Raw genomic sequence first — 20,453 nt, forward strand, 5'->3', positions numbered from 1 at the left:
TCGATTTGTCGGGAAATGATCCTGCAGGGCTGGACATCACAGAAAGCGGCGGCTATATGCGCCGCCGACGCTGGTTTTCCCGGCGGTGTGGGTGTGTAGCTCAGTTGGTAGAGCAGCTGACTCTTAATCAGCGGGTCCACAGTTCGATCCTGTGCACACCCACCAAATTTTTTCAATCAAATCAATGGCATGAGCAAACATGGCAATCAGCTAGATTGTCACGTTGTCACGCCGTTGTCACCGCGTGCAATCCGTTTACCCTACAAGGAACGGTCAATATTCTTGATGGAAGCCGGAAGAGAGGCCGACTTTGTTCGGTTTACAGTCGTCGTTAGGATCGACGGTCTGAACGAAAACCCGTTCGGCCCACCGAATGAAACGGCTTTCACCATGTAGACATTACCTCCTCCGCACGCCGCTGCGCCAACAACGGCGCGCGCGGAAACCATGGTTCGGGACGAGGAGATGGCCGCCATCCGCTCACGCTAGCTGGGAGATAGGGAAATGAAGAACAAAAGAGCAGAAACAGGCTTGACGGCAATCCGCCCCGTACAAGCAATTACGGTGTGTTATTGTTAACACTTGCGCGCTAAGGTAGCGATCGGGCGTGGGGCGTCGTCACCAATGACGGCCGTTAGATCGCTTTGTGGGCGCCCATGTTCTGGAACAAACGCTTTGTTCGAGTTGCAGTAGGAGTCCTGCTGCTGGTTGCCGCAGTTCTTGCTCTCTTGCCTGGACTTACGGGATATACCAGCCTCGACGGCACCATCAATGCGCGTTTCGCCGAGATATCGGCCCCGATCGAGGGCACCGTGCTCCAGACGCCGCCGAAAACCGGCACGCACCTGTCGGAAAATGCAGCACTGCTGACGATCCGGAACGAGCGAGTGAATCGCGCCATCGAAGCATCGCTGGTCGCGGAACTGGAGACCACGCGGAACAGGGTGCAGGCGCTCGAAAACCAGCGCAGCGAGTTGGAGGCGCTGCGTGTCAGATTGGGCCGACGCTTCGATGCCTATAGCAAGGCGATGATCAACAGTATCGAACAGCAGATTGCGATTTCACGTCAACGCATCACGATGCTGGCTGCCCGGCGATCGGCGAGTGCGGCGGAACTCAAGCGCAACTCCACGCTGATCGTCAGGGGTGTCGTTTCGCAAGCTAGTGTCGACGAGGCGCAAGCGACAGAGATCGCGGCCTCGGCAGAAGTCGAAGTCGAAAACCTGAACCTGAAACGGCTGGAGCGGCAGCTGGAAGCGATGCGGCAAGGCGTTTTTCTCGAGGACGGGCAAAACGACGTTCCTTACTCGCACCAGAGGCAGGACGAGTTGGCGATCCAGATCGCCGATCTCGATGCGCGTGCCGCAGAAAGCCGCGCCCGTCTGGCAGAGCTTTCCAAGCAACTGGCAGAGGAGGCGCGACGGGTCGACAGCCTTGAACGCGCGGTCATGACAATGCCCTTCGACGGCGTAATCTGGCGTAACAACGTCGTTGCGGGAGCCAACGTCGTCGCTGGAAACGAACTGCTGCGCGTGCTCGATTGCCGCGACCTCTTCGTGGATATTCTGGTGCCTGAGGTCGATTTCGACCAGATCTATCCGCGCCGCGCCGCGGAGGTCCGCATCCTCGGGACGGATAATGTCATTGACGGTGAGGTCATTTCGGTTCGTGGCAATTCCGCGGTGGTAGAGGAGCCGACACTCGCGGCGATGCCTCCAAGCGGCAGAGGGCGCAACGCCCGGATCAGGGTGGCGCTCGCAAACTCGTCTCTCAACACCGACTACAGCAATTTCTGCCATGTCGGGCGGTCGGTCCAGGTCCGCTTCCACACGCGCAGCTTCACGATGGCCCAGTGGCTGACAAGGCTATGGTTCAGTATCTGGTAGCGCTGGCCCCGACCTTCCTGGTCGCGGCTTTCTTCGTCATCTTCGTCCAAGGCTGGTCGCGGTACCAGACCTGGACGCGCACCGTCACCTGTGCAGTCGTTTTCGCGGTCGCTGTCCGGTATCTCTGGTGGCGTCTCACCGATACCGTGCTGCCCTATCCCAATGATGGCCTCGATTTCTACTGGGTATGGTTTCTCTATGGCATCGAACTGCTCGCATTCTTCGACATAACGCTCTTCCTCATCATCATGAGCCGGTATGTCGACCGCAGCGCCCAAGCGGACGCGCTCGCAAGCGATTTCTTCCGCCGGCCTCGGCAGGAGCTTCCGACAGTCGACGTTTTCATCCCGACCTACAACGAACCGTTGGACGTGCTCGAGCGAACCATCATTGGCGCGCTCGGCCTCCACTATCCCGGGGAAAAGCTGAAGGTATACGTCCTAGACGACCAGCGCCGGGATTGGCTTCGGCGGTTCTGCGAAGAAAAGGGCGCAGTCCACGTCACCCGACGGGATAATGCCCACGCCAAAGCCGGCAACATGAACAACGGCCTTACGGTGAGCGACGGCGAGTTCGTTGCAGTGTTTGACGCGGATTTCGTGGCACACCGGAACTTTCTTCGCCGCACACTGCCTTTCTTCACCGATCCCAGCATCGGCATCGTGCAGACCCCGCAGCATTTCTTCAACAGGGATCCCGTCCAGATCAATCTCGGACTGGAGCGGTCGTGGCCTGACGAACAGCGCCTTTTTTTCGACGAGATGGCGGCCAGCAGGGATGCTTGGGACATAAGCTTCTGTTGTGGTTCGTGCTCGATCACGCGTCGCGTGGCACTGGAGGCGATCGGCGGCTTTCCGACGGAGTCGATCACTGAGGATCTGCTGACCACCCTGACGATGCTGAACAAGGGATACAAGACGCGCTACCTCAACGAGCGGCTCTCCATCGGGCTCGCCGCGGAAAACCTGAAGGGCTATTTCGTGCAGCGGCAACGCTGGTGCCAAGGCGGGATCCAGACGCTTTTCGTGCACAACGGACCCCTTCGCGGTCCGGGTCTCAGCCTGTTCCAGCGCATCATGTTCCTGCCTGTGAGCTGGCTCGTGCAGTATTTCGTGCGCCTGGCGATCCTCATCGTCCCTGCCATGTATTTCTGGACGGGGTATCCTCCACTCTTCTTCACGGAAGCAGCCGATCTGGTGAGCCACCAACTGCCTGTTCTCGTCGCCTATTTCCTGCTGATGCACTGGATCACGCCGACGCGCTATCTGCCGGTGGTTTCGAGCGCTGTCGGCGCCTTCTCCACCTTCCGGATGCTGCCGACTGTGATTTCGAGCCTGATCCGGCCATTTGGGCGGCCGTTTCGGGTGACACCCAAGGGAAGCTCGAATGTCGACAACAAATTCGACGGCTACACCTTTGCCTGCCTGGCAATATTGATCGCGGCCACTGCACTCGGACTTGTGATCAACGTCATTCCGGAATGGGCGCGCATTCCTCCGGGGGAATTCTCGCCAGTCGCAATCTATTGGGCGCTGGTGAACATTGTGGTGCTCATGATCGCAGTGCTGATCTGTTTCGAGAAGACGAATCCCGCCTCCGAGAGCCTCCGTGCGGACGAGCCGGCGCGGTTCGGCGGCATCGCCGGGCGGGCTGTCAGCCTGACGCTCAGCAAAGCCGTGGTCGAAATCCCCGTCGGGACCGACGTCGAAACCGGCAAGGTTGCCGAAGTGGCGCTGCATGGCGTCGAGCCCTTCGAAGCGGAACTCAGGGTTGTCACCAGGCGCACACAGGGGAGGCGCCGGGATACCGGCCCGTTCAAATATGGCCATCTCCATTACGATCTGACCGGAGCTGCGCGCGACCAGATGATCGTCAAGCTCTACACCGGCGACTACTCGCAGGATATCGAGGAGCTTCGGCGGCGGACCGTGGCCGCCGGCCTTTTCTCTCGGACGTTCGGGCCGAACTATCAACGCGCATAGCCAAAATAAGGTTCGTCGATTGTGTCAGATCGGATGCACCTCGATACGCAGGATAGCCCAGCGATCACCGCGGAAGTTGAGCGACTTCTGGCGCGCCGCACGCGCGACATCCGCCTGAAGGGCGACATCCAACGCCTGTTTCGGGCGCGTATCTGGTCGCAAACGGCGAAGATCATCCGCGCCTGGATGATCTGGGTGGCCTTCCTGGATGTGTTGACCCTCGCGCTCAACATGTTGATGCTTCCGAAGGCGATCGCGCTGTCCATGCTCTTGCCAGGAGCTATCATCCCGCCCGTCGTTGTGGCCGTCGTCCTCGTCTGGCGAAAGCCTCGCGCCCCCTGGCTCCAAGGCGGGACGTTGATCGCAGGCATGTTGCTCATCCTGTTGTCGGTTGCTTTGGTCGGCGTGAGCGCCGGGGGCGAATTCTACGAACGGCACCTGAACATCATGTTGTTCGTCGCGATCACAGCTATCATCATCTTCGGCATTCCACTCGCCTGGACGGTCACGATCGCCGCTTTGGCTCTCAGCCTCTATCTCGTTTTTCAGCTACAGAACCCGAGGCTCGAAATCGGGAGCGTCGTGGCCGCGACGCTGTTCTTCGCCAGCGGCATTTTTGCGACGGTCGCCGCGCGGCGCACCATGACAATTCTCGCTCAGAAGACTTTCCTGTTTGAGCTTCGCGACCGGCGCAGAGTTGCCGAACTGGCGGAAGCAAACGATCAGTTGAAGCTTCTGGCAAGGACAGATCCCTTAACTGGCCTCTCCAACCGGCGCTGGATGACGGAAACGCTCGACCATCTGTGGAGTAGCGGCAGAAAAGGTCCAGCCGCCGTCGGCATGCTGATGTGCGACATCGACGACTTCAAGAGGCTGAATGATCGCCTCGGCCATGCCGAGGGCGATCGCTGTCTGGTCAAGGTCGCCGGCATTATCCGGGACAACGTGAGGCGTGATCGAGATCACGTAGCCCGCTACGGCGGTGAGGAATTCCTGGTGCTGCTTCCAGAGGTGAACGAGCAGGAGGCTATCGCAGTGGCCGAGCGCATCCGCGAGAGTGTCGAAGCCGCCGCGTTTCCCAATCCTGCATCCCGCGTGTCTCGCCACGTCACCATCAGCATCGGAGTTGCAGTTCAGGCGCAGGCTGACGAGGCAAGGTCGCCGGAGCAACTTCAGCGTCAGGCGGACGCGGCACTTTACCTGGCCAAGCAAACCGGTCGCAACCGAGTGCTGCTCCACAGCCCTGAATCAACCGTGCGCAAGAACATTCGATCGACACGGTGAAGTCGTCGGCGGCCCCGCGACGCAAGAGTTCGGTGGGTTACCGTGGGCGACGAATCTTGGATCTAGTCACAGATCGGGAGGTAGTAGAACGGCGCGCATCGGCTTCACCTTAGCTGCGAGGACATCTTACGCGCTTCCAACTCGCGGAAGGCGAGGCACGGGTGTACTCCAGTACCAGCAAACCTACGGCAACGTTGACGATGGCTTCATTTGGGCGTTCAATTTGATGAAGTGGGAGATGGGAGGCCGCGATGCCCCTTGGCAGAGATGCATTCACTCCGACGGAAGTTGCCTTGCTCTGTCGAGTCTTCGATCGTGGCAGATCTATTAACGAAACAGATGCCGACAGAGAGAAGAGAGCTTCTCGGATCATCGCTTACTACCAAACTGGGATTACCGACGAAACGGAACTCGCCGCGTTGTCACGCCAGCCGCTCGGTCGATGACCGTTCCTTGGAGACATCGGCACAAGCCGGCGACATCTTCGTGCGCCTGATCCGCTCCCACTACTATGGCAGCCCCGACTATCGGCGCGGGTCAGGTCGCTGGGGCGGGTGACGTGCGCTTTAGCCTTTCAATTGCCTCGACGAAGACTTCTCCGCCGAGGAGTAAGCCACTCGTAGGCCTCCACCATCGGCCAAAAGCGACCGGGACAGCATTGATCCGTTTCGGCCCCAAACGGTGAATTCCCGCAGGCGCAAGTTCGCTTTGTCTCGCGGCTGGTGCCTGACGGCGAAATCGTAAGCAGAGATTAGGAGCGGTTGCCGTTTGCGAGCCAAGGGAGCAGCGATGGGGCCTGATCTCCGCATGCATCGGCAATTTTGCTTGCGGTATTTACTTCTCCGACACGCCGGCCTCGGCAAAGCTCGCCATCTTGGCATGGCACTCAAGGGCCGAGCGAACGATGTTGACGGCGAGGCAGGCACCGGAGCCTTCGCCGAGCCGCATGCCGAGGTCGAGCAGCGGCGGCAGGCCGAGCGCTTCGAGCAGGCGACGGTGGCCGGCTTCGGCCGAGACATGGGCGGCGATCGTGTGGGCAAGCCCCGTCGGATGCAGCCTCGCCAGCGGCGCCGCGGCGGCGGTGCAGACGAAGCCGTCGAGCAGCACAGGCACGTTGTTGCGGCGTGCGGCGAGCGTGGCGCCGAGGATGGCGGCGAGCTCACGCCCGCCCAGAGCTGCGGCGATCTTCAGCGGATCGGACAGCGAATCGGCATGGCGCTTGAGGCCGGCCTCGATGGCGGTGATCTTGCGAATGAGGCCAGCGTCGTCGACGCCGGTGCCGCGTCCGGTCCATTTCTCGGCGCCGCCGCCGAAAAGGGCGGCCGAGATCGCGGCCGCCGGCGTGGTGTTGCCGATGCCCATCTCGCCGAAGCAGACGAGGTCGAGATCCTTGGTCACGGCGCCATAGCCGGCCGAGACCGCGGCGAGGAAGGCCTGCTCGTCCATGGCTGGCGCTTGCGTGAAATCGCCGGTTGGATGCTCAAGATCGAGCGGGATGACGTCGAGCCCGGCCCCGGCGATGCGAGCGAGCTGGTTGATGGCCGCGCCGCCGCCAGCGAAATTCGCCACCATCTGTACCGTGACTTCCGAAGGATAGGCCGACACGCCCTGCGCGGTAACGCCGTGATTGCCGGCAAAGACGAAGACTTTCACCGCGTCGAGCTTCGGCATGTCACGGCCTTGCCAGCGTGCCAGCCAGGCAGCGATCGTTTCCAGCCGGCCGAGGCTACCCTGCGGCTTGGTCAGCGTGTCTTGGCGGTTGGCGACCGCATTCACCGCGGCGTCGCTGCCGGCGGGGAGATCGAGGCACGCGGCGCGAAGGTCTTCGAGCGATTTGAACGACATGGGGGCAATGTCTCCTATTGGGGGTCAGGGGGATAGGGAAGCTGAGGCAACGAGCAGGACCGCGATTTCGGCGAGCTGCTGCAGCGCGCCGATCGTGTCGCCGGTCTGGCCGCCGATCTGGCTGAGGCAAAGCGAGCGGAAGGCGGCGAACAAAAGGCCGAGCAGGATGAGCGCGACAATGGCGCCGCCGAGGCCGAGCGCCAGCAGCGCTACGGCGCCGAGCGCTGCTCCGACGACGGCTGTCTCGGCGCTGACGGCGCCTGCACCGGCTGAGAGGCCGTCAGCGCGAGCGGGCGGCAGAAGATGCATGAAGGCGCCGAACAGACCGCGAGAGGCGGCATGCGCGGCCAGCAGCGCCAGGAAGACATGCCCCGGTCCGGCCAGTTCCGAAAGCGCGCTCCAGCGGATGAGCAGCGAGATACCGAGCGCCGCGGCGCCATAGGCGCCAATACAACTGTCGCGCATGATCTCCAGCTTCTTCTCGCGCGTCCTGCCGCCGCCGAAGCCATCGGCGATATCGGAAAGCCCGTCCTCATGCAGGCAACCTGTAGCAAGCATCGTCGCTGCGAGTGTGAGCGCCGCGGCCGGCCCGGCGGCAAGACTCAGGCCCGCAGCAATGGCGTGGACAAGCGCGCCGATGATCGCTGCGGCGAGGCCGGCGAAGGGTGCGGCCCAGATGGCATCGGCGAGGCTGCGGCCGCCGAAATCGCTCGACGGAAGCCTCAACCTGGTGAAGAAGACGAGACTCAGGCCGATATCGTCAAGCAATTGCCGAGGTGCGGAAGGGCCGCTCATGCGCCCCTCGCAATGGCGTGGAAGAAGGTGCCGCTGACATGGCCGCGCCGGTAGCCCGACGCGCCAAGCGGATTGCCCTGACCGTCGGCGAGGTCGGCCAGCGGCTCGTCATTGCCGGCAGCAAGCATTTGCGCGTAGTGGAACTCATGGCCGCGGATCAGTGTGCCTTCGGCGCCGAGCGGGCAGGCGGCGCGAAGGCGGGCCTCGCGGTAGCCGAGATTCATCTTGCGCCTGGCAAAGCTGGTCGAATGGCCGAGCAGGCCAAGCATTTCATGGCTTACGCCATTCGCGTCTTCCAGCGATTCACCCAGCACCATGAAGCCGCCGCACTCGCCATGCACGGGCTTGGTCGCCGCGAAGCGCGCCATGCCGGCTCGGAAGTCGGCAGCTTCCGCCAGCTTGCCGGCATGCAACTCGGGATAGCCGCCGGGCAGCCAGCAGACATCGCAGTTTTGGGCCGGCGCTTCATCGGCAAGCGGCGAGAAAGGCACGATCTCCGCACCGGCCTTGCGCCAGTGCGTGATGACATGCGGGTAGAGGAAAGTGAAGGCAGCGTCCTCGGCCAGCGCGATGCGCTGTCCGGGCGGCTGCAACCCATCGCCGAAATTGCCGGACGCCGGTTCCAGCGGTGTCGTCAGCTTCAGGATTGCGTCGATGTCGAGCGATCTCTCGACCATGTCGGCCAGTCGGTCGAGATGCGCCATCAGGTTTTCGTACTCGCCGGCCTGGACGAGGCCGAGATGCCGTTCCGGCAGGTTGAGTGTGGGATCGCGCATGATGGCGCCGACCACCGGCAGGCCGATCGCCTCGATCGCGTCGCCCGACAAGCGCCGATGGCGCTCGCTGCCCAAGCGGTTGAGCACGACGCCAGCCATGCGCACATCCGGATCGTAGGTGGCAAAACCCTTGGCGACGGCGGCCGCCGTGGTCGACTGCCCCGAAACGTCGAGCACCAGAAGCACGGGCAGGCCATAGAGCCGGGCGAGATCGGCGGCCGAGCCCGAGCGGCCTTCAGGCGCGGGAATGCCGTCGAACAGGCCCATCGCGCTTTCGAGGATGACGTATTCTGCGTCGTCCGCCGCCTGACCGGCCAGAGCGTTGAGCAGGGAAGGAGACATTGCCCAGCTGTCGAGATTGACGCCGGAAAGACCGGTGGCGGCCGTGTGGAAGCCAGGGTCGATATAGTCCGGTCCGGACTTCGCGCCGCGCACTTTCAGGCCGCGACGCGCCAACGCGCGCAGCAGGCCGATGGTGACGCTGGTCTTGCCCGAGCCGGAGCGCGGCGCGCCGATGATGATCGCGCGGGCGGTCACAATCCACCTGCCAGGGCCGCGCGCATGGCGACGATCTCGCCGACGACGATCAGCGCCGGCGAGGCGAGCCCTGCGGCGGCGGCCTCGTCGGCAATCGTAGCGAGCGTGGCGACGACGATGCGCTCCTGCGGCGTGGTCGCCGCTACGATCACGGCCGCCGGGGTCGAAGGCGCGAGGCCACCCTCGAGCAGGGCGTCGGCGATAATCGGCAGGTTGGCCATGCCCATATAAACGACGATCGGCTGGCCGGTGCGCGCGATCGCAGCCCAGTCGATATCGTCATCCGTGCCTGCCGCATGGCCGGTGGCGAGAATGACGGCCTTATTGATGCCGCGCATCGTGGTGGGGATGCCGGTGGCAGCCAAGGCGCTCAGACCGGAAGTGAGGCCGGACAGCACCCGGAACGGGATCCCTTCGCGGGCGAGTGCCAGCGCCTCTTCTCCGCCGCGGCCGAAAATATAAGGATCGCCGCCCTTGAGGCGCACGACACGGCGCCCCTCGCGTGCCAGCCTTACGAGCAGGGCACTGATGTCGTCCTGCTTCATCGAGGGTTTGCCGCCGCGTTTGCCCGCATAGAAGAGCTCGGCGCCTTCGGCGACGGCCACGACGTCGGGCGAAACCAGCGCGTCATAGACGAGCGCATCGCACTGCCCGAGCGCCGCTAGCACCTCCAGCGTCAGGCAGCCGGGATCGCCCGGACCGGCGCCGGCCAGCCAGACATGGCCAGCCTCGAGCGCACGCGGCTTGAAGTTCAGCCGCGCCAGCGCCTGTTCCACCGAGGTCTGCCTGTTTCTGCTGGCGATGTCGTTCACAATCCGTCCCGTCCGCGAAAACGCCGTTGGTAGTGGGCGTCATAAAGTGAGCTCTCGCCGAAATCCTGCGCAGCCAAGGCACTGCCGACGAAGATGATCGCCGTGCGCTCCATCGGGTTTTCCGCCAACTGCGCTTCGATCGTGCCCAACGTGCCGGTCAGGATTCGCTCGTCCGGCCAGGACGCGCGGAAGACGACCGCGACGGGACATTCGGCGCCATAGAGCGGCGTGAGCTCCGCCACGATGCGGTCGATGGCGTGGATGGCGAGATGGATGGCGAGCGTGGCGCCAGTGCGGCCGAAGCCGGCAAGCGTTTCGCCGGGCGGCATTTTCGAGGCGCGGCCGGAGACGCGGGTCAGCACCAGGCTTTGGGCGAGTTCGGGAATGGTGAGCTCGCGGCGCAGCGCCGCGGCGGCGGCGGCGAAGGAGGGGACGCCCGGCGTCAGCGTGTAGGGGATGCCGTGCTTTTCCAGCCGCCTTATTTGCTCGGCCACCGCGCTCCACACCGAAAGATCGCCGGAATGCAAGCGCGCGACATCCTGGCCGGCTCGGTAGGCGGCGAGATATTCGGCCTCGATTTCGTCGAGCGACATCGGCGCCGTGTCGATCAGCCTGGTGCCGGGCGCGCAATGCTCGAGCAACTCCTGCGCGACGATCGAGCCGGCATAGAGGCAGACCGGGCAGGACGCCAGCAGGCGGCTGCCGCGCAAGGTGATGAGGTCGGCCGCACCAGGGCCGGCGCCGATGAAGTGGACGGTCATGCGGCACCTCCGCCAAGCGCGATGGCGCAGGTTACCGGGCCAAGCACCGTGCGCGGCCCGAGCAGTTTTGCACCCTTACCCGCTGCGGCCAGGGCCGAGGCTTCCGAAACCGAAGGCGTGCCGGCATGCGCCTGCGACTCTTCGGATCGGCTGATCGTGCCTACGGACGCGGCCTGCAATGCATCGTCGGCGACCACGATCACCGGAAGCGAGAGATCACGACCTGCGCGGAAGATCGCCTCCTCCTCGCGCTTGATTTCGCCGGTCGCCAGCGCCGAAAGCGCGGTCATCGCCAGCCCATGCGCTTCGAGCGCGGTTTCGATCGCGGCGCGCACGTCGCGCGCTGTCACGCCTTTCCGACTGCCGATGCCAGCGATCATCATGGCTTCACCCAACTCCACTGCATGACGGGCATTGCCGGACGCCAGGCCTGCATGGACCCGACGGGCGAGGCGCGCGAAAGCGCGATGCGGGTGAGATCTCCGCCGCGCTTGTTGTGCTCGCCGAGAAGCAGTGCCTCCATCTCCAGCGTAACCGCATTGGCGACGAGCCGGCCGTCGGGACGCAGCGCCTTGATCGCCTTCTCCAGCACGCCGGCATCGCTGCCGCCGCCGCCGATGAAGATGGCATCGGGCGTCTCCAGCTTGGCTAAGGCCTTGGGGGCCGTGCCTTCGATCACGACAAGGCCGGGCACGCCGCAATGCGCGGCATTGCGGTGGATGCGTGCGGCGCGCTCCGCGTCGGCTTCGACAGCAATGGCGCGCATCGAAGGATGGGCCAGCATCCACTCGATGCCGATCGACCCCGAGCCGGCGCCGATATCCCACAACAGCTCGCCGCGCCGCGGCGCCAGCGCCGACAGCGTGATGGCGCGAATCTCGCGCTTGGTGATCTGGCCGTCATGCTCGAACAGATGGTCGGCAAGGCCGACGGTCAGAGGCAGGATGCGCGCGTCCGGCGTCGATTCAATTTCGAGCGCCAGCACGTTGAGCGGATTGATATTTTCAAGATCGAAGGCGTCGGCGCGGACGGTACGGTGCTTCTCATCCGTACCGCCGAGCGCTTCGAGGACCGTCAATCGCGACGGCCCGAAGCCGAGTTCTTCCAGCAGTCCGGCAATGGCGGCCGGTGCGTCGCCGTCGGATGTGAGCGCAAGGATACGCGCGCCAGCGTGGAGCAGGGGCCGGATCAGGTCAATCGAATGGCCGTGTAGCGAGATGGTCTCGACATCCTGCAGCGCCCAGCCGAGACGGGATGCCGCCAGCGACAGCGACGACGGCGCCGGCAGGACCATCATCTCATCCGGCTTGATCTTGCGCGCCAGCGTGACGCCGACGCCGTGGAAGAAAGGATCGCCCGAGGCGAGCACGCAGACGTTTTTGCCCGCGAGCGCCAGCACGTCGCGCATTGTGGCGTCGAAGGGTGACGGCCACGCGCGCACCTCGCCCTTGGCCAAGCCTGAGACGAGCCCGAGATGCCGCTTGCCGCCAAAGACGACTGCGGCCTCGGCAATCCGCTGCTTGGCCTCGTCGCCGAGACCCGCTACACCGTCCTCGCCGATGCCGACGACGGTCAGCCATCTCGATGCCGGCTTGGCAATGCGCGGACCTTTAGCAGGCATGATGACCCACCGCATTCTGATCCTCGGCGGAACCACGGAGGCCCGGCAGCTGGCGGGCAAGCTGGCTCGCCGGGAGGATTTCTCGATCACGCTGTCGCTTGCCGGCCGTACCGAAAGTCCTGTGCCGCAGGGCGTGCCCGTTCGTACCGGCGGCTTTGGCGGCGCAGAAGGATTGGCCGCCTATCTCCGTGAAGAACAGGTCGATCTGCTGATCGACGCCACGCATCCTTACGCGGCGCGCATCTCCGCCAATGCCGCCGAAGCCGCCGGGCAAGCCGGCGTACCCATTCTTGCGCTGCGGCGTCCCGGTTGGGAACCTGTCGTGGGCGATCGCTGGACGCTGGTCGACGGTGTCGCCGAGGCGGCGCGGGCGCTTGGCACGGTCCCGCGCCGCGTCTTCCTGGCGATCGGCCGGCAGGAAGCCGGCGCTTTCGAGACCGCGCCGCAGCACCACTATCTGATCCGCAGCGTCGATCCGGTCGAGCCGAAGCTGGCGGTTCCCGACGCGCTGTATCTGCTGGCCCGCGGGCCGTTCGTGGAAGCCGACGAACGGACGCTGTTCGAACGGTACGGCATCGACGCCATTGTCTCGAAAAACAGCGGCGGTGACGCAACCTACGGCAAGATCGCCGCGGCGCGGACGCTCGGCATCGAGGTGATCATGGTGCGCAGACCGCCGCTGCCGAACGTTCCTTCGGCTGAAACGGTCAATCAACTGGCCGAGATGGTCGATCATCTTTTCGGCCCCGTTGCCGAGCGCGGCGTGTAGACCAACGCTGGCTTCTCGTCGCGCTTGATGATGCGGGTCTCGGGCGAGCCGATGATGATGCAGGTCGCCATGTCGGCCTTCGCCGCATCGGCATCCGCTAGCAGAAACACCTCGATCCGCTCGTCCGGCCGGCCGGCGGCGCGGCCGAAGATTACCGGCGTGGTCCCTGGCAGGATGGCCTTCAGGCATTCGAAGGCGCGGCCGAGTTGCCAGGGCCGCGCCTTGCTGATCGGATTGTAGAGGGCAATGACGAAGCCGGCGCCGGCTGCCGCCAGCAGGCGAAGCTCGATCAGGTCCCACGGCTTTAGATTGTCCGAGAGCGATATGGCGCAGAAATCGTGGCCGAGCGGCGCGCCGATACGAGCGGCGACCGCGAGCATCGCCGTGACGCCAGGTACCACCGCAAGATCGATCGCGCGCCATTCTTGCGGCCCGGCTTCGACCGCCTCGCAGACGGCTGCCGCCATGGCGAAAACGCCGGGATCGCCGCCGGAAACGACGGCGACATTGTGGCCTTCGGCGGCCTTGGCCAGCGCCTCGTTGGAGCGGGCGAGCTCCTCGCGGTTATCGGAGGCGACGCGGGTCTGGTCCGCTCGCAGCTCGAGCCGGTCGAGATAAGGCTTGTAGCCATAGAAGAAGGAAGCCTCGGCCACGGCGCGGCTTGCCTCAGGCGTGACCTGGTCGGCATTGCCGGGGCCGAGGCCGATAACGGTGATACGGCCGCTCATGGCTTTGCTCCGGGGGCTCCGGGGCGGGCGGACCAGCCGGCGACCAGCACGATGGCGAAATAGGGCGCCTTGTCGTCCGGCTTTTCGGCAAGCCGCATCGAGACGCTGCCCGGCATCGTGCCGCGCTCGACATAGACGGCTTTTGCCAGCTTGCCCGTCGCTTCCAGCGCGCGGCGGATCTTCGGCAGGTTGCGGCCGACCTTCATGATCACGGCGGCATCGGTGTCGGCCAGGCGGCGGGTCAGCTCGAACTCGCTCATCGTGCCGGGAAGCACGGTCAGCACGTCGTCGCCCTGGACGATCGGCAGGCCGGTGGCCGACCAGCAGCCGGACATGGCCGTGATGCCGGGGATGACCTCGGTCGGGAAGCGATGCGCCAACCGGACATGCAAGTGCATGTAGGAGCCGTAGAAGAGCGGATCGCCCTCCGACAGCACCGCAACCATCCTGCCGGCGCCGAGATGCCCGGCGACCTGTTCGGCCGATTGCTCGTAGAAATTGGTGATCTGCGAGCGGTAGTCGTCGTGATCTTTGTCGATCTCCGTCGTCACCGGATAGAGCAGCGGCAGCTCGATCATGTCCGGCCGGAAGCGCGTCTCGACGATGGTCCGCGCATTGCTGTTGTTGCCGCGCTTGGCGAAATAGGCGACGACGTCGGCCTCGGCCAGCGCCCGCGCGGCCTTCAGCGTCAACAGCTCCGGATCGCCGGGGCCGGTGCCGACGCCGACAAGCCGGCCTTTTACAATCGCGTTCACAGGCCCGGCCTCGCCAATGCGTTGAGCGCCGCGGCGGTGATGGCGCTGCCGCCGAGCCTGCCGCGCACGATGGCGTAGGGCACGCCGTAGGAATTCTCGGCCAGCGCATCCTTCGATTCGGCGGCTCCGACGAAGCCGACCGGCATGCCGATGATCGCGGCGGGCTTAGGCGCGCCGTCGCGCAGTTTTTCCAGCAAATAGAAGAGCGCGGTCGGCGCATTGCCGATGGCGACGACCGATCCCGCCATACGCTCGCCCCAAAGATCGATGGCCGCGGCCGAGCGGGTGTTGCCGATTGCCTTGGCGATCTCGGCGGTGCGCGGGTCGCGCAGCGTGCAGATCACCTCATTGCCGGCAGGCAGGCGGGCACGGGTGACGCCGTGCGCGACCATCTCGGCATCGCAGAAGATCGGCGCGCCGGCGGCAAGGGCCGCGCGGGCGGCGGCAACGAAATCGCCGGAGAAGACGAAATGGCTGGCGGCTTCGACCTGGCCGCAGGCGTGGATCATGCGGATCGCGACATCGGCTTCGGCCTCGGAGAAGCGCGACAGGTCGGCCTCGGCGCGGATGATGGCAAAAGAGCGCTCGTAGATCGCCATCCCGTCATGAATATAGTCGTAGGCGGCCATTTTCAGTTCCGTCGATAGAGTTCGGCGACGCCGGCCGCGCCAAGCCTTGCCAGGCAGGCGGCGGCGGTCTCGCCGGGATGTCGTGCGCTGCGGATCGCAGTGGCAATGCCGGCAACCCCGCGCGCGGCGTCATAGCCCGGCCTGTATCCGGCAGGAAGAGCCTTTGCCGTCCCGTCCACGACAAGTCCGGCTCCGTTTTCGTCGCCGATCAGGGTGAGCGCCGCCGCGCCGGGATGGGCGCAGCCCTTGGCGCAGCCGGAGATGTGCAGGGTGATGGAGCTATCGAAGAGGTCGGCGCTTTCGGTCGCGATCGTCTCGGCGATGGCGCGCGTGGCGATGCGGCCGGAAGCGCAGGCAGGTGCGCCGGGACAGGCGACGATGCGGGTGCGCGGGTCGGCGGGGGAGGTGACGAAGCCGAGGGTAGCGGCGGAGGCTTGTAGCGAAGCGCAGGCTGATGAGGACAGGCCGAGGAAGAGCAGGGCGCGGCTGGGTGCCATACGGATTTCGGTTGAGCCGAGTTGCAGGGCTTGCCCCACGAGTTCGATGAGAGGCTGCGCCGGCATGCTGCCGAAGGGCAGGCCGATGCCAAGGGCGTGGTCATTGGCTAGGTCGAAAAGACCGACGGGGGAACGTTGGCGCTCCACGGCGCCCCCCTCTGTCCTGCCGGACATCTCCCCCACTTGGGGGGAGATTGAACTGTCGCCGCCGGTTTCGCCAATCGCTGACGTCGCAAAATGAGGGTCGGCTCCAGAAGGGGAGCCGGCGGCGAAGCTGCCAATCTCCTCCCTTGTGGGGGAGATGTCCGGCAGGACAGAGGGGGGCGCGAAGGAATGCCAGCTCGCGAGAGAGGCTAATTGGCGCTCCGACAAATCCCGGGTGTGCGCCTCACGGCCTTTTTCGGCGACCATCCTCAGGGCAGCCGCCGCTATATCCCGCGCGGCATCCCCATCGACCAATGCGAGCGGCCTGGCGCTTCGGCTGTCACCACCAACCGACACGCTCCAAAGAAACTCGCCCCCAGCCCGCACCACCTTCAGCCGCACATCGGCCGTCAGCGCATCCATGGCCAATTGCCCGCCGCCATCGACAATTACCGAAACCTTCGGCCCCAGCCTTGCCGTCAGTCCAGCCTCCTCGATCGCCGCCCTGAGCCGCTGGGCCAACGGGCGCGGGTCGGCTAGCTCTTGCGGATCGATGCCAGCCAGCGGTCCAAGCTCGACCGGAACGCCCGTGCGCACCGCAACGCCAAGCGCATCCACCTCCGCCGCCAGGAGCCGCGCGCTTTCCGCCGTCAGCCCGCGGATCTGCAAGCTGCCGCGCGCGGTCACTTCCATGATGCCGTTGCCGTGGCGCAAGGCGGATTCGCCGAGTCCGATCAGTGATCCGGGCGAAAGTCCTCCAGCGACCGGGTTGAGCCGCACCAGCAGCCCGTCGCCGGTCTGCATAGGAGCGCTCAGGGCAGGGCAGGCGCCACGCCGTGAAAACGCGTTCATGCCGCCACTCCGCTTGCTTGCGCCTCGGCGATCAAGGCCGCGAGATCGTCGTCGATGGAGTTGCGAAGCGGATGCCAAAGCCCGCGCCGCCGCGCCGACAGGAACCGCTCGGCGATGACTTTTGCTGCGGCCGGATTCTCGCGCAGCAGGAAGGCGCGGACGTCAGGGTTGCCAACATAGGCGTCATGCACCGCCTCGATCAGCGCGCCCGAAATGGCGTGCGTCGTCTCGGCGAAGCCGACGAGACGGTCGACCGTCTCGGCGAATTCGGAGGCGCCGCGCGGGCCGTGGCGCATCTGGCCGGCGATGAAGCGCGGATTGACCGCGCGCGCCCGCACCACGCGCGACACGGCCTCGCCCACCGAGCGCGGCTTCGGCTTCTTCGGATCGGTCGTGTCGAGCACGATCACGTCGGAATTCCTGCCAAGGGCGGCAAGCGCGGCCGAAAATCCGCCGATAAAGGCGACGTCGGCCGAGCCTTCGAGGATGTCGCGCCCCGGGTCGTCGCCGGTATGGACGAGAAGATCGGCCTCGGCGATGCGGCCCTCGAAAGCGCCGGGCGCCGCAACCGCTTCGCCATCGGCGCCGCTATAGGCGTGCGAGGTGGCGTCGAGATAGGCGCGGCCGATTTCCTCGCGCGCTCCCCATTCGCCGCGCGACAGCAATTCCTCGACGCCGGCGCCGTAGGTTCCTGGCGAGGTGCCGAAAATGCGCGGGCTGACCTTGCCCCGAGCGCGGGTCGCTGCAGCGAGGGGATTTTCGGTATCGTCCTCGTCGCGGCTCGCGACCGCGTTGGCGGCGGCGTCGATAAGCGCGATCTGGGTTGGGAACATGTCGCGGAAAAGGCCTGAAATGCGCCAAGTGACGTCGACGCGCGGGCGGCCGAGCGCGGCTGGCGGCAGCACCTCGATGCCGGTGACGCGGCCGGTGGCGGTATCCCATTGCGGCCGGCAGCCCATCAGCGCCAGGCCTTGCGCGATCTCCTCGCCGCCCGTGCGCAAAGTGGCCGAGCCCCAGAGGTCGATGACCAGCGAGCGCGGCCAGTCGCCATGGCTCTGCATGTAGCTGCGCACCACTTCTTCCGCCGCGGCCTGGCCGAGGTCACAGGCGGTCGGGGTCGGCATGGTGCGCGGGTCGGAAGTGAAGAGGTTGCGGCCGGTCGGCAGCACGTCGGAACGGCCGCGTGCCGGCGCGCCGGCAGGCCCGGCTTTGATATGGCGACCGTCGAGTGCGGCGAGCAGGGCTGTCTTTTCGGACTCGGCGCTTTGGCGGCGCAGCGGATCGGCTTCGTCTTGCGGCGCGCGGCCGTAGATATGCAGCCCGTCCTTCACTGCGAAATCCTTGAGGTCGCAAAGCCAGGCGTCGATGCGACGCAGCGCTTCGTCCGGCGCATCAGTGCCGGCAACGCCAGCCTCCGCCGCAAGACCGGACTTCTGTGCGGTCTCGACGATCAGCCTCGCCAGCCGATCGCGGCGACGACGGTCGAGCCCGTCGGCCTGGGCGTATTCGTCGACAAGACGCTCGAGGCGCTGCTGTGCTTCGTCCAGACCGGCGCCGGTCAGCGGCGGCGGCAGATGGCCGAGCGTGACGGCCGAGATGCGGCGCTTGGCCTGCGCGGCCTCGCCGGGATTGGAGACGATGAAGGGATAGATGACCGGCAGAGAGCCGGTGACGATCTCAGGAAAGCAGGTGTCGGAGAGCGCGACCGTCTTGCCCGGCAGCCACTCCAGCGTGCCATGCGCGCCGACATGGACGATGGCATGCACGCCGAGGGATTTCTGCAGCCAGAGGCCAAAGGCGATGAGTTCGTGGCGCGGCGGCAGCGTCGGATCGTGATAGTCGGCGCGGCGGTCGGCGGAGCGGCCGCGATCGGGGGCCAGCGCCACGGTGACGTTGCCGAAGGTCGCGGCGCGGAAGGGGAAGCGTTCGTTGGGGGCTGCTTGGGACGGTCGGCGTTCTGTCGCGCGCCCCTCTGTCCTGCCGGACATCTCCCCCACAAGGGGGGAGATTGGCAGTTTCGTCGATGGCACTATTCCTGCGGCGTTGGCGATTGGCGAAAGAGCAGATGAAAGAGCAATCTCCCCCTTTGTGGGGGAGATGTCCGGCAGGACAGAGGGGGGAGCCTCGCGCAACCCTCCGTCGTCTTCGATGCCGCCCCAGGCAGCCTTGACTGCATCACGCGCGCCTCCCGGCAGTTCCGTGGACGAGCGCAAGTAGTCTTCTAGACTTAACCCGCGTCCACCAACCTCCAGCAAATCCAGCAACGCGCGCGGCGATTGTGGAATCCCGTCAACCGCATAGCCCTGTTCCTTAAGGTCGTGCAGCATGGCGAGCACGCTCGAGGGCACGTCAAGCCCGACGGCATAGCCTGTACGCCCTGGCGCGCTCGGATAGTCCGGGATCAGGATCACCAGCTTGCGCTCGGCCCGCTCCGTCCGCTGTAAGCGAACGAAGGCCGCGACGCGCTTGGCGACCTGCGCGACCCGATCGGCCTCCGGCCGGTTGGCGAAGGCGCGGAAGGCGAGCGCCGGATCGGTTTCAACCTCGCCCTTGAAGGCGATCGCGCCGGCCAGGATGCGGCCGTCGAGCTCCGGCAGCACGACATGCATGGCAAGGTCGGCGGGCGCCAGGCCGCGCTGGTTCTTCTCCCAGACCTCGCGCCTCGTCGTGGCGACGATGACCTGGAACACAGGCACGCCGGCGCGGTCGAAGAGCGTTTCGGCGCCCGGCTCGGCGCCGGAGGCAAAGGCGGTGGCGGTTACGATGGCTGACGGGTTCAGCGATGCGAGGGCAGTTTCGACAAAGGCCTGGGACGCCGGATCCTTGAGGCTGGAGACGAAGATCGGCACTGGGGTGAGGCCTTGCAGCTTCAATGCTTCCGCGAGAGCGTCGATAGGCGCGACGTCTGCCGCCAGCAGCATCGAGCGGTAGAAGAGAATGGGGATGACCGAGGTGGTGAGATTACCAGCGTCGAGTTCCGTCACACCCCCCTCTGTCCTGCCGGACAGGGGGGAGATTGAGCTGTCATCGACGATTTCGCCAATCGCAGATGCTGTTGGTGGTTCTGCTGCTGACCTGGAAGAATTGGCGCCAAGGCCAGCGACGGCTGATCTCCCCCCTTGCGGGGGAGATGTCCGGCAGGACAGAGGGGGGTGCGAAGGATCGCCGAGTTTTGCGAAACCCGGCTTCTCAACGACGCCGACTCCTGGCTCATAAAACCCCGCTTTCGGCACGCTCACTGCCTCAGCCACCATCACGTCCGACCCAGCCAGTCGGGCCAATCTCCGCACCAACACAGCCATATTGGCCGGGCCGCCTTCGCGGAAATAGCCGAGCAAGGCGTCGAGCTCGGCGCGCGGCAGCGTCGAGCCTTCGATCAGGCGCTGATCCTCGTCATGGCTTTCGCCCGGCAGCAGCGCCAGCTTGATGTTTCGTTCGCGTGCGACCGCCGCAAGCTGGTCGCAGCCATAGCGCCACCAGTCGTAACCGCCGAGAATGCGGACCAGGACGACCTTGGCATGGCGGGCGACGCCGTCGATCCAGAGGTCCACGGACATCGGATGGCGCAGGTCGCGCAGCGCGGCGAGCCGCATCGACGGCAGCCGCTCGGCGTCGGCCTTCCAGGCGGCAGCCAGTCCGGCGAGATCGCTATCGGTGAAGGACAGCGCCACGACATCCGCAGGTGTCTGCCTGAGGTCGATCGGCTCGGCGAGATCGTCGAGCGAGGCGGATGTCGTGGCGAGGATATGCATTGCTTTTCGTGTTGGGCTTTTCGTGCTT

16 protein-coding genes and 1 tRNA gene are annotated in these 20,453 nt (G+C 65.3%); 5 read left to right on the forward strand and 12 right to left on the reverse strand.

The window, feature by feature from the left end:
* Positions 1–89 precede the first annotated feature (89 nt).
* From P9236_RS01480 to P9236_RS01495, 4 genes are all read left to right on the forward strand, one after another.
* Positions 90–165 (forward strand) — tRNA-Lys (locus tag P9236_RS01480).
* Between the two features lie 491 nt (positions 166–656).
* Complete coding sequence (locus P9236_RS01485; RefSeq protein ID WP_278072833.1) at positions 657–1,886, forward strand: HlyD family efflux transporter periplasmic adaptor subunit; 1,230 nt, start codon at positions 657–659, stop codon at positions 1,884–1,886.
* Positions 1,868–3,868, forward strand: coding sequence for a glycosyltransferase (locus tag P9236_RS01490; RefSeq protein ID WP_278073053.1), 2,001 nt, complete (start codon positions 1,868–1,870; stop codon positions 3,866–3,868). The genes P9236_RS01485 and P9236_RS01490 overlap by 19 nt, the downstream gene beginning before the upstream one ends.
* A 33-nt stretch (positions 3,869–3,901) precedes the next feature.
* The gene (locus tag P9236_RS01495; RefSeq protein WP_278072834.1) at positions 3,902–5,152 is read left to right on the forward strand and encodes a diguanylate cyclase; all 1,251 of its coding nucleotides are present in this window, start codon (positions 3,902–3,904) and stop codon (positions 5,150–5,152) included.
* An 834-nt stretch (positions 5,153–5,986) separates the two neighbouring features.
* Here P9236_RS01495 and cobT read toward each other — a convergent pair.
* From cobT to cbiE, 7 genes are read right to left on the reverse strand one after another with little or no spacing between them, the layout of a single operon-like run.
* Complete coding sequence (gene cobT / locus P9236_RS01505; protein ID WP_278072836.1) at positions 5,987–6,997, reverse strand: nicotinate-nucleotide--dimethylbenzimidazole phosphoribosyltransferase; 1,011 nt, start codon at positions 6,995–6,997, stop codon at positions 5,987–5,989.
* A 24-nt stretch (positions 6,998–7,021) separates the two neighbouring features.
* A complete protein-coding gene (locus P9236_RS01510) occupies positions 7,022–7,792 on the reverse strand; it encodes an adenosylcobinamide-GDP ribazoletransferase (RefSeq protein ID WP_278072837.1) in 771 nt (256 codons plus the stop codon).
* Complete coding sequence (locus P9236_RS01515; protein ID WP_278072838.1) at positions 7,789–9,105, reverse strand: cobyrinate a,c-diamide synthase; 1,317 nt, start codon at positions 9,103–9,105, stop codon at positions 7,789–7,791. The genes P9236_RS01510 and P9236_RS01515 overlap by 4 nt, the downstream gene beginning before the upstream one ends.
* Complete coding sequence (gene cobA / locus P9236_RS01520) at positions 9,102–9,917, reverse strand: uroporphyrinogen-III C-methyltransferase (protein WP_278072839.1); 816 nt, start codon at positions 9,915–9,917, stop codon at positions 9,102–9,104. The genes P9236_RS01515 and cobA overlap by 4 nt, the downstream gene beginning before the upstream one ends.
* Positions 9,914–10,678, reverse strand: a complete 765-nt coding sequence (gene cobM / locus P9236_RS01525) for a precorrin-4 C(11)-methyltransferase (protein ID WP_278072840.1) — start codon at positions 10,676–10,678, stop codon at positions 9,914–9,916. The genes cobA and cobM overlap by 4 nt, the downstream gene beginning before the upstream one ends.
* A complete protein-coding gene (locus tag P9236_RS01530; RefSeq protein WP_278072841.1) occupies positions 10,675–11,061 on the reverse strand; it encodes a cobalamin biosynthesis protein in 387 nt (128 codons plus the stop codon). The genes cobM and P9236_RS01530 overlap by 4 nt, the downstream gene beginning before the upstream one ends.
* Positions 11,058–12,299 (reverse strand): precorrin-6y C5,15-methyltransferase (decarboxylating) subunit CbiE, encoded by a 1,242-nt coding sequence (gene cbiE / locus P9236_RS01535; protein WP_278072842.1) that lies wholly within the window; start codon positions 12,297–12,299, stop codon positions 11,058–11,060. The genes P9236_RS01530 and cbiE overlap by 4 nt, the downstream gene beginning before the upstream one ends.
* A gap of 1 nt (position 12,300) precedes the next feature.
* On the opposite strand from cbiE, the gene P9236_RS01540 reads away from it, so the two are divergent.
* On the forward strand, positions 12,301–13,068 hold the full coding sequence (locus P9236_RS01540; RefSeq protein ID WP_278072843.1) for a cobalt-precorrin-6A reductase: 768 nt from the start codon (positions 12,301–12,303) through the stop codon (positions 13,066–13,068).
* On the opposite strand, the gene P9236_RS01545 is transcribed toward P9236_RS01540, so the two are convergent.
* Genes P9236_RS01545 through P9236_RS01565 form a run of 5 tightly spaced genes read right to left on the reverse strand, consistent with a single transcriptional unit; the run spans position 13,032 to position 20,425 of the window.
* Positions 13,032–13,796, reverse strand: a complete 765-nt coding sequence (locus tag P9236_RS01545; RefSeq protein WP_278072844.1) for a precorrin-3B C(17)-methyltransferase — start codon at positions 13,794–13,796, stop codon at positions 13,032–13,034. The two genes, P9236_RS01540 and P9236_RS01545, sit on opposite strands and share 37 nt — an antisense overlap.
* The gene (locus P9236_RS01550) at positions 13,793–14,551 is read right to left on the reverse strand and encodes a precorrin-2 C(20)-methyltransferase (RefSeq protein WP_278072845.1); all 759 of its coding nucleotides are present in this window, start codon (positions 14,549–14,551) and stop codon (positions 13,793–13,795) included. The genes P9236_RS01545 and P9236_RS01550 overlap by 4 nt, the downstream gene beginning before the upstream one ends.
* Positions 14,548–15,180 (reverse strand): precorrin-8X methylmutase, encoded by a 633-nt coding sequence (locus tag P9236_RS01555; protein WP_278072846.1) that lies wholly within the window; start codon positions 15,178–15,180, stop codon positions 14,548–14,550. Before P9236_RS01555 ends, P9236_RS01550 begins: the two co-directional genes overlap by 4 nt.
* Positions 15,181–15,182: 2 nt before the next feature.
* Entirely contained in the window at positions 15,183–16,673 is a 1,491-nt protein-coding gene (gene cobG / locus P9236_RS01560; RefSeq protein WP_278072847.1) for a precorrin-3B synthase, read from the reverse strand.
* A complete protein-coding gene (locus P9236_RS01565; RefSeq protein ID WP_278072848.1) occupies positions 16,670–20,425 on the reverse strand; it encodes a cobaltochelatase subunit CobN in 3,756 nt (1,251 codons plus the stop codon). The genes cobG and P9236_RS01565 overlap by 4 nt, the downstream gene beginning before the upstream one ends.
* Positions 20,426–20,453 lie beyond the last annotated feature (28 nt).

The organism is Mesorhizobium sp. WSM4884 (assembly GCF_029625675.1).
GTDB lineage: Bacteria > Pseudomonadota > Alphaproteobacteria > Rhizobiales > Rhizobiaceae > Mesorhizobium.